This window comes from Mycobacterium kyogaense, assembly GCF_036946525.1.
Taxonomy (GTDB): domain Bacteria; phylum Actinomycetota; class Actinomycetes; order Mycobacteriales; family Mycobacteriaceae; genus Mycobacterium; species Mycobacterium kyogaense_A.
Window position 1 is genome coordinate 179998 of sequence record NZ_JAQIIY010000017.1, and the last position, 9556, is coordinate 189553.

The following is a 9556-nucleotide window of genomic DNA, read 5'->3' on the forward strand; positions in this document are numbered from 1 at the left end:
ACCCTGACTGACTACGTGTTCGTAATCCGAAGCTGGTGGCGGATCCCGGTCGCATTGGCTCTCCTGTCGGTTCTTGCGACGGCGGTGTTCTTCATTGCGAAGCCACCTGAATACGCGTCGGATGCTGTGCTTTTCGTGACGACTCCACGCGACGACGAGCGGAGCTTTTACGAGGGGGACGATTATGCGAGGAAGCGGGCTGACACCTACTTCGCCTTGAGTAGGAGTCCAGAGATCGCGAAGAGGGTCATCGATGACCTCGGAATGGACATCGACCCCGAGCAGATGATCGGCCGCGCCAACCTCTCCCCGGTGCACGACACCGTGCTACTCCAGTTGACGACGACGGGTGACACCCCGCTGCAGGCTCAAGCGATAGGCAACGCCTACATCGAGGAGCTTCGCCGAAGCATCAACGCGCTGGAAACGGTGTCGGCGGGATTGGCTCCGCGCGTGGACTTGATTCCCGTCAAGGCACCGTCCTCTCCGGGGCGGGCAGGGATGTTCCCGCCCTCGCTGATCCTCGGCATCGCAGCAGTTTTCGGCCTGATCGCCGGTGTGTTCATCGCAGTGGTCGTTGCTCTTCTCGATGGGAGAATTCGCCGCCCCGAAGATGCCACGGAAGCCACGGAGACTCCTGTGCTGGCGACCGTGCATTCGGTGCCGTGGCAGTCCCCAGAATCACGACCGTGGAATGAGGAGTCCGGACGGCAGTTACGACGCACCTTGGATCGGCTCGCGATCCTCGGGTCGAAGGTCATCATGGTCACCTCGGCGGAGCGTTCCGCTGGAAAGACCGGCATCGCCCTGATCGCAGCACGGGCGCTGGCTAGCAGAGGTTCGACCGTCGCCATGGTGGATTTCGACTCCCGAGGCTCCCGGATGGCCTCGGTACTCGGGCTGGGCAACGCGCAGACCGTCAGCGAGCTGGTGAACGGCGGCTTGTCGCATGGCGAGTTGACGTTGTCTGTACAGACGAGGGCTCCCGCGAATTGGCATGGCATCGCAGTCATCCCGTTTGGTGTAGTCGATGCAGACCCGGGAGCAACGGCCGATCATCCGGGCACTGTCGGAATGTTCGATGAACTCCGCAACCGATTCGACTGGGTCGTCGTGGACACCCCTGCGGCGATGGAATTCAGCGACGCCGTGCGACTGGTTCGCCACGCCGATGCGGTCGTGTTAGTCGCCCGGGCGGGCCACACCAAGTTCGACGAACTGCGTTCGACGTGCCAGCAATTGACGGTCGCCGCCGGAAATGTGCTGGGAGTGGTGTTCGTCGCGCAGGGCGGCCTCGGGCAGCGACGAGTCCGCGATGTCGGGTCGTCCGGGACGGCAGACGTTCTCACTTCGGGTTCAGCGAGGAGATTGTGATGGATTTCCAGACCGTCGTCAGCGCGATACGACGTAGGTGGTGGGTCCTGGTGATCGCTGCGTTCGTGGGGATCTTCGTCGGTAACCTGGTAAGCACTCACGAGGTTCGCGAATACACGGCCACCACTAGGTTGTTCGTCGCCGCCACTGGTGGCGGCAACAGCTCGTCTGAGGCCTATTCCGGCGGGCAGTTCTCAGAGCAGCGCGTCCAGTCGTACGCACAGATGATCACCGGTCAACACATGACCCGGCGCGTCGTCGACAGATTGCATCTACCGGTGTCGGCCGACGAGCTCTCGTCGAAGGTGAACGCAGCCATCGTGCCGCGAACGGTGCTCCTCGACGTATCCGCAACCGATCCCTCCGCTGAACGCGCGACGGATATCGCCAACGTACTTGCGGATGAGTTCATCCAGTACGCCGGTCCACTGGAGACGCCGATCGGAGAGAGTGCGCCTCGCGCGACGATCACCGTCGTGAACCGCGCACAGATACCGTCGTCGCCGAGTTCTCCGAACGTCGTCACCAACGCCGTCTACGGGTGCATCGGTGGCCTACTCATCGGGCTGCTGTGCCTCTCGTTGATCCCTGTCGTGTCACGGCGTATCAGCTCTGCTGAGGAACTCGGCCGGCTCACGGGAGCACCCACCGCAGGCCCGCTGGTGATGCCCGATCCTGGCGTCTCCACTCCGCACGGGTTGTTCGACGAGTCATGTCCTGCGGAATCGGAGGGCCTTCGACGCCTCCGCGTGCAGATAGACGCGCACGACCCAGCTCCGCAGGTCCTCCTCGTAGCGCCGGCTGGCCCTGGTCGAGCGGCTGCCGCCCTCGCAGCCGGTGTCGCTGTGGCCTTCGCCGAAACAGGACGCACCACCGCGCTCGTAGCCGCAGACTCCGCGCTGGACGCACGGTGGTTCGGCCTACAAGGTGCCGGCCCGGGATTGGCTGATCTGCTCAGCGGCCGAACAGGATTTGACGACGTGCTCCACAGTACGGTGCGTGCCACCTTGTCCGTCGTCCCGCACGGCGGGACGCATGCGATCGAGGCGTTGCTCTCGTCGGCGACGATGAGCGCATTCGTCGACGATCTCCGCAAAGAGTTCGACCGCGTGGTGATCGTGACCGCGTCCGTGAACGACAGCAGTGCTGCCTCCGTCTTGTCAGCGGTTGTCGACGCCGATCTGCTGGTGGTCGACACGTCGAGGACACATCGCGGAGAAGTTGCCACGGCCATCGGCGAATTGAACGCAGCCAGAGCACATCTCCTGGCCGTGGTGATGGCCAAAGTGGTGGCCCCCGAGCGGCCACATGAGACGCCGAAAGGCTCCCGATGATTCAGGTCGCTCCCGTCGATACCGTCCGGACCCGCTACACGACCTCGGAGCCGGGCCGCCGCTTCTCCCTCGGTGGCTTCACCGGGAGGGGATACGACCGCGGCCGCAACGTCGGAGTTCAAGTTCTCTGGCTGATCGTCCGAGATGTCCTCATGAAGTGGTGGTGCCCCAGCGGACTTCGCATCAAAGTGCTCCGCATTTTCGGCGCCAGAATCGGCACCGGGGTCCTGATCCGACACCAGGTCAAGATCCACTGGCCCTGGAAACTGGATGTCGGCGACCACTCGTGGATCGGCGAGGAGGTCTGGATTCTGAATCTCGAACACGTGACAATAGGGTCGAACACCTGCATCTCACAGGGAGTACTCGTCTGTACCGGAAGCCACGACCGGCGCAGCCCCACTTTCGAATTCGACAACGCGCCCATCGTCATCGGTGATTCGGTGTGGGTGGCGGCTCGTGCGACCGTCCTGCGAGGCACCCGCATCGGAAACGGCGCCACCATAGGCGCGTCGGTGGTCGTGACCAGCGATGTACCGCCCGGGGCGACCCTGTTGGCCAGCAAACCGCAGATCCAGCGTTGATGAATCGACCGAATGAGGGCCAATCGTGAACAGCGAACCGAAAATTTACGTTGCCGGCCACCGCGGCATGGTCGGATCAGCCATCACACGCCGTCTCCTCGAGGAGGAGCACGCCCATGTCATCACTCGCTCACACGATGAGCTGTCCCTGGACGATGCGGCAGCCGTGGAATCCTTCTTCGCTGCAGAGCGTCCCGATGTGGTAGTCCTCGCTGCCGCGAAGGTCGGCGGCATCATCGCCAACGCGACACTGGGGGCGGACTTCATTCGTGAGAATCTGATGATTCAAACGAACGTCATCGACGCCGCATACCGCAACGGAACCCAGAAACTCATGTTCCTCGGATCGAGTTGCATCTATCCCAAATACGCAGAGCAACCCATTACGGAGGAGGCTCTTCTCACCGGTGCTCTGGAGGAGACGAACCGCCCGTACGCAGTCGCGAAGATCGCGGGCATCACGATGTGCGATGCCTATGCCCGACAGTATGGCTTCAACGCATTCGCAGTGATGCCGCCCAACGTGTACGGGATAGGGGACAACTTCCACCCGGAACACTCTCATGTTGTCGCAGGCCTGATGCGGCGCTTCCATGAGGCGAAGCAGTCTGGTCAACCGAAGGTCGTCGTCTGGGGGAGCGGATCACCTCTACGTGAGCTGATCGACGCCGATGAGCTCGCTGACGCCTGTGTCTTCCTCCTGCGCAACTACGACGGCGCCGGAATCATCAATCTGGGTTCGAGCCAGGAGATTTCGATCCGAGACCTGGCACTGCTGATGAAGCTGGTCGTGGGATACGACGGTGAGGTCGAGTTCGACGCAACCCGGCCGGACGGCACGCCTCGCAAGCTCATGGACAACAGCAAGTTGCGGGCGCTCGGTTGGCAGCCGACGCTGACGATCGAGGCCGGGCTGAAGAAGATGTACGCCTGGTTCGTCGAGTCGCAGGCCGACGTCTGCTGAAAGAAGGCCGTTCGATGAAGAACAAACTCGAGATGCTGGTCTGGCTTCTGCCGCGTAGCGCTGCGAAGAACAGGCTGTTGCGGTTGTTCGGCCACGATGTTGCTCCGTCTGCCCGTATCGGACCACTCCTCGCGGTGAATGTCGGCCGAGCCGTCATCGGGGAGAATGCGACGATCGGTCCACTGAACGCCTTTCGCCGTATACGCCTGCTACACATGGGCGCCGGAGCGTCGATTGGGTCACTCAACACGATCACCGCGCATCCTGCTTTTCAAGTCCTGCATCCAGATGTCGGATGTCTGGTCATGGGTGATGGCGCAATCATCACGAGCCGACACAACGTCGACTGTTCGGGGCATGTCGCGCTCGCGGACATGTCCGGTATCGCCGGCCAACGTACCACCATTCTCAGCCATGAGATCGACATCATGCGCGACGTACAAACCGCAGGATGGGTCACCATCGGTGAGCGCTCCCTAGTGCTGACCAACTGCCTGGTGTTGAAGGGTGCAGTGCTGCCGCCTCATTCGCTTCTGATCGCGAACTCGATGCTGAACCGGCCGAGGAAGGTGAATCAACCCCCAGGCATTTACGGCGGGTCTCCCGCGGAGTTCGTCAGGTCGATTTCGTTGGAGGGTGGCAGCTGGTTCGAGCGAGCGGAGAGCGCGACGACCACGCTGAGGGTGGACCTTCCCCGCAGCATGCGGTCGAACGGTAATCGTCGGGCATTCGTGGTCGCACCGTCAACCGAGGAGCGCTTGGACGGCTGCGAGCGCCGGCTTGGCTGTGAAATCTGATTGGACCAAACCGTAGTTGTATTCGACGTTGCGACTTCCCGTTTCGACATCGCGGAAATCGAAGAGGAAGATGGGACCCCCATTGTGAATCGACCGCAGGTATTTTATCCCGTTGGTCAGGATCTCGCTCTGACGCTGTGGGGACACGCCGACCTGCTGACCGGAAAGATCTGGAGCGACGGCTCCAGGGGTCGCGGTCGACGCGCCGAATTCCGTGAACCAGATGAGTTTTCCGCCCTGGCCCTCCTTGGCCATCAGTGCGCTGACATCTTTGATCGCTTGGTTCGAGTTCGAGGTATCCGACGTCCCCGCGGTGGTCAGGAACTCGGGTGTGCTGTAGGGGTGCATGGCGACCGCGTCGAAGAAGTCACCTGCACCGTTGTCGTACAGGCCCTTGATGAAGGTGAGAGGCGACATCTCCGTGGGGTTGTCCACCGCGGGCGACGTACCGCCGGTGACCACCACCGATTGAGGGTCGACACCCTTGATGGCCCGGTAGGAATCCCTGAGCATCGACGAGTACAACGCCAAATTGGGCCCGGGGGCGAAACTGTCGTCGATGTTCGGCTCGTTCCAGATCTCCCAGTTGCGAATGACATTCGAGTAGCGCTTGGCAGCTCGGGCAACGAAGTCGGCCCAGGGCCCCGCATCCGCCGGTGCCGGGTGGACGAGATCCCGGTATTGCGGGGGGACGGCCCACGAGGGCGCATACGACAGCACTCCGAGAACAGCAAGACCTCGACTGGCCGCGCCGTTGACAAGCGAATCGGTTTCGCTCCAATCGAATTGACCCGGAGATCGCTCGATGAGATCCCACTCGATCTGAAGGCGAACCGCCCTGAACTGGTCGGCCGCAATCCGATCGTACTGCGCGTCACGGATGGCGGAGTCGCTCAGCGTGACGGCGTTCACGCCGACAAGACCTGGCGGCAGCGCCACGGTCGCGGGTATCGGCCTGGCAGAAGAGTCGGGTGGCCTGACCGTCTGGCAACCGACGATCGCGACGACCAAACCCACGATGGCCAACACAGCCAATCTCGGCACCGGAAGGGAGCGTTGGTTCCTCGAGACATTCAACGTCTGACTCCCTTTCCATCGACAGCCCGAGAACGGGGCGGTACCGGTGGTCTCCGAGCAAGGATGCCCGGCAGACGACTGATCTGCAATGGTCCATTCGATCGATTCCGCATCGGGTCGCCGCGATGAACGGGGCGGTGACGCAGCCCAGATCCGTCGACGGCGAGAGCGCTGAAAATCCATTGTTCACAGGCGTCGTCATTCCTTCGTCGCGCGGGTCGTTCGAGAGGCGCCGGACAGGTGCACGCCGAGCACTCACCGTCGTTGTGCTGATCGCACTGGGCGCTACGTCGGCGGTTCAGATCCAAGGTTTCACACTGACGATGCTGGCCCCGATATGTCTTCTCCTGGCGCCCGCATTGCTCTTGACGCGCCCGACGCTCGGGCAGTGGCTACCTCTCATTCTTGCTGTGATCGGGTTCGCGGCGTTCTGCATCTCGGCCCAGATCAACCATTTGAGCTTGGTGGATCAACGAGTGCAGGAGTGGGGAGCGTTTGCGCTCTACTACGCGGGATGCCTGGTACTCGCCGGCAGAGACCTCCTCCGTATTTTCGCGATCTACTGCGGCATCGCAATCGGCGCAACGAGCTACAGCCTTTTCCACACGGGGGCATCGGCCGAGACCTACAATTCGACAGCGGATCTGTGGAAATATGGCTTCGGGCAATGGATCGTCGTCATCCTGCTCTTCTGCCTGGTTCTTCTGAAGGTCCCTCCGCCGCTTCAAGCGCTGTCGCTACTGCTCGTCGCAACCTACAGTTTGAGCGCGGATTACCGATCACTGGCGACCAACTGCGCCCTTGCCAGCGTGATCACGCTGGTGGGATGGCTTGCCGCCAACCGAGTTCCCCGATGGGCGCAGCTCGCATTCGTCGCAGTGTCAGGCACGGCAATATATGCGATCGTCCCGCGCCTGGCCGCGAACGGCTTCCTCAGCGATGCGATCAAACGCAAGACCGAAGTCCAACTTGCCGAGGGTGTTCCACTCATACTGGCCGGCCGAACGGAATCGCCGCTGTCGATATCAGCCATCCTCGAACGCCCGTGGTTCGGATGGGCCAGTGCGAACAACATCAGCGCGGAAGTTTTCGACCGCGCCAAGTCACTTGCGATTTCGCTCGGCTTCGATCCCGCCGTACCTATTGAGAGCGGTTGGTACTACGCCAACGGAGACGTCTCCCTCCACTCCGTGCTGCTTGGCTCGTGGGCGGAAGGCGGACTCTTCGCCGCGCTGCTTCCACTGGGACTGGTCATCGCAGCGCTGGCCATGGTCTGGAACGCCTCGCGATACGGGCATTGGTCCGTGCTGGTGATCGCCGCGTCGGTGCAGGCGATCTGGGATCTGTTCTTCTCACCGTGGTCCTACGGATTCCTCTCCGGTTTCGCCATCCTTGCGGTTGTCTTCGGCGCGAGGCACCTGCCCTCGCCGTCACGCTTCGACGTAGAGGAGGCCGTCCGTTGACTATCGAGCCCACGGTGAGCGTCATCATTCCAACGATCGGCAGGGCGAGTCTGCGTACAGCGGTCGAATCTGCGCTGTCTCAGACGGTCCCGCCCCTGGAAGTCATCGTCGTGGTCGATTCCGACGGAGAACCGGAACTGCCGCAATCTGACGCGATCCGGGTACTGCGAACATCAGGGGGAGAGGGTCCCGGCCGCGCCAGACAGCTGGGGATTGACTCTGCCAACGGCGCTATCATCGCCCTCCTCGACGATGACGATCTCTGGAAACAGGCCAAACTCGAGAAGCAGCTCGCCGCAGCACCGGATTGTCGGGACCGTTGGATCGTCTCGTGTCGTTACGAGCGGCGGGCAGACGGTCAGAAGCCACTGAGGATGCCGAGCAGATTGATCGGTCCGCACGAACGAGTGGCTCCCTACTTGATGCGACTGGTCTCGATGAAGCGAGCGCGACCTTCGCTCGCGGTGCCGACACTCATGTTTCCCAAGACGGTCGCGGACGTGGTGCCTCTGTCGGCGTCGGCCGGCTCGATTCATGACGATCCGATGTGGTTGATGAAGGTTCAGCGCGAACTACCCGATCTTCCGATTCTCCAGCTTCCTGACTGCCTCGTCGAGGTCAACGTGACGGCCAACTCGACGTCTCGTCCGGGCGTGGACCGCAGCGCCGACTACATCGACTGGGGGATCACCGAACTCGCTGATGAATCCAACCGAGTGCGCGGTGACTACTTTCTCTACAGTCCCGTCAGTTCTGCCCTCGAAGCGGGCTCGTTCCGAAGCGTCTTCCGATCAGTTGTTGCGAGTGTTCGCTGGGGTCGGCCAGGCATCTGGGCATGGATCTACGCCTCGTCGGCCACCCTCCGTATCGCACTGCGGAGGTCACGAAGCTGGCTGAGAAGGGCTGCGAGGGAGAGGGATCGATGACTTCTGCTCCCATCGTTTCGGTGATCACCATCACCCTCAATGACCTCGAAGGTCTCAAGCGAACCGTCGACAGCGTCCGGGCCCAGCGATACGCGGGGCCCGTCGAACACATCGTGATCGACGGCGGATCGGGTGACGACGTCGTGGACTACTTGCGTCACATCGAGTCCGGCTTACGGTACTGGCAGTCTGAGTCCGACGGCGGCAGATACGACGCGATGAACCAGGGGATCGCCCATGCGTCGGGAGACCTGTTGTGGTTTCTTCACTCTCGAGATTGCTTCTCGGATGCGGACTCGCTGGCCCACGTTGTGCAGACGATCGTGGACCACGGACCAGTGAACGACCTGTGGGGCTACGGCATGGAGAACTTGATCGGGCCGGACGGGGCCAGCGTCGGTCTGCAGGCGCCCATGCCTTTCGACATGCGAAAGTTCCTGATGATCCAGGCGACCATCCCCCATCAAGCATCCTTCTTCGGATCGTCGGTGGTCAGGAAGGTAGGTGGATACGATCTCGACTTCGAGATCGCTGCCGATCAATTGTTCATGCTGCGCGCGGCACTGGTCCATGAACCCATCACCATCGAGCGCGTGGTCACCGACTTCGACATCACAGGCGCCGGTTCGGCGCGTTCGGTCGACGACGTCTTCGACGATATGCGGAGGATCTGGGACTCGGTCGGGTGTTATCCCTTCAACGGAAGGCTGATCTCGCGCGCTCTCCTGCGCTGCTGGGAGTATGCGGTGAAAGCGAAGATCGCGGTTTTCCCGGCGGTGATCGCCATGAGAGAGCGGTCTGTTCACTCGCCCTCCATCAAGGTTCGGCGGAAGGTGGCGTGCAGTGATGCGCCCCTGTCACCGTGACCGGACATCGCACGCATCCCCGCCGGCGTCGATATTGCGAGGGGTGATCGATGCGCTGGCACCGCCGGGGGGCGGGGGATGCGGGGGCTCTAGCCGAAGGGCCGCAGTGAGTTTGTCGTTCGATGGTGTGTCTGGGGGAGTAATGAACGATCCGTTTGCCCGCAAGAGCGG

Annotated in this window: 9 protein-coding genes; 8 read left to right on the forward strand and 1 reads right to left on the reverse strand. The window is 62.1% G+C overall.

The window, feature by feature from the left end; genetic code table 11:
* The first annotated feature begins 135 nt into the window (after positions 1-135).
* From PGN37_RS15770 to PGN37_RS15790, 5 genes are read left to right on the forward strand one after another with little or no spacing between them, the layout of a single operon-like run.
* Positions 136-1374 carry a hypothetical protein gene (locus PGN37_RS15770; protein WP_335331953.1) on the forward strand — a complete coding sequence of 413 codons (1239 nt, stop codon included), beginning with the start codon at positions 136-138 and terminating at the stop codon, positions 1372-1374.
* Positions 1374-2708 (forward strand): Wzz/FepE/Etk N-terminal domain-containing protein, encoded by a 1335-nt coding sequence (locus PGN37_RS15775; RefSeq protein WP_335331954.1) that lies wholly within the window; start codon positions 1374-1376, stop codon positions 2706-2708. The genes PGN37_RS15770 and PGN37_RS15775 overlap by 1 nt, the downstream gene beginning before the upstream one ends.
* Positions 2705-3292, forward strand: a complete 588-nt coding sequence (locus PGN37_RS15780) for a DapH/DapD/GlmU-related protein (protein ID WP_335331955.1) — start codon at positions 2705-2707, stop codon at positions 3290-3292. The genes PGN37_RS15775 and PGN37_RS15780 overlap by 4 nt, the downstream gene beginning before the upstream one ends.
* 25 nt (positions 3293-3317) lie before the next feature.
* Positions 3318-4256, forward strand: a complete 939-nt coding sequence (locus tag PGN37_RS15785; protein ID WP_335331956.1) for a GDP-L-fucose synthase family protein — start codon at positions 3318-3320, stop codon at positions 4254-4256.
* 14 nt (positions 4257-4270) lie between these two features.
* Positions 4271-5053 carry an acyltransferase gene (locus PGN37_RS15790; RefSeq protein ID WP_335331957.1) on the forward strand — a complete coding sequence of 261 codons (783 nt, stop codon included), beginning with the start codon at positions 4271-4273 and terminating at the stop codon, positions 5051-5053.
* Here the strand turns inward: PGN37_RS15790 and PGN37_RS15795 are convergent.
* Positions 5000-6070, reverse strand: a complete 1071-nt coding sequence (locus PGN37_RS15795) for a cellulase family glycosylhydrolase (RefSeq protein ID WP_335331975.1) — start codon at positions 6068-6070, stop codon at positions 5000-5002. The two genes, PGN37_RS15790 and PGN37_RS15795, sit on opposite strands and share 54 nt — an antisense overlap.
* A gap of 185 nt (positions 6071-6255) precedes the next feature.
* Between PGN37_RS15795 and PGN37_RS15800 the strand changes: the two genes are divergently transcribed.
* The 3 genes from PGN37_RS15800 to PGN37_RS15810 are packed head-to-tail and all read left to right on the forward strand — an operon-like array spanning position 6256 to position 9385.
* Positions 6256-7593 (forward strand): hypothetical protein, encoded by a 1338-nt coding sequence (locus tag PGN37_RS15800; protein ID WP_335331958.1) that lies wholly within the window; start codon positions 6256-6258, stop codon positions 7591-7593.
* 14 nt (positions 7594-7607) lie between these two features.
* On the forward strand, positions 7608-8519 hold the full coding sequence (locus PGN37_RS15805) for a glycosyltransferase family 2 protein (RefSeq protein ID WP_335331959.1): 912 nt from the start codon (positions 7608-7610) through the stop codon (positions 8517-8519).
* Positions 8516-9385, forward strand: coding sequence for a glycosyltransferase family 2 protein (locus tag PGN37_RS15810; RefSeq protein ID WP_335331976.1), 870 nt, complete (start codon positions 8516-8518; stop codon positions 9383-9385). The genes PGN37_RS15805 and PGN37_RS15810 overlap by 4 nt, the downstream gene beginning before the upstream one ends.
* The last annotated feature ends 171 nt before the right edge of the window (positions 9386-9556 follow it).

Coding starts and splice junctions, on each gene's coding strand:
- PGN37_RS15810 (WP_335331976.1), top strand. CDS start 8,516: ATGACTTCTGCTCCCATCGTTTCGGTGATCACCATCACCCTCAATGAC.
- PGN37_RS15800 (WP_335331958.1), top strand. CDS start 6,256: ATGAACGGGGCGGTGACGCAGCCCAGATCCGTCGACGGCGAGAGCGCT.
- PGN37_RS15780 (WP_335331955.1), top strand. CDS start 2,705: ATGATTCAGGTCGCTCCCGTCGATACCGTCCGGACCCGCTACACGACC.
- PGN37_RS15775 (WP_335331954.1), top strand. CDS start 1,374: ATGGATTTCCAGACCGTCGTCAGCGCGATACGACGTAGGTGGTGGGTC.
- PGN37_RS15790 (WP_335331957.1), top strand. CDS start 4,271: ATGAAGAACAAACTCGAGATGCTGGTCTGGCTTCTGCCGCGTAGCGCT.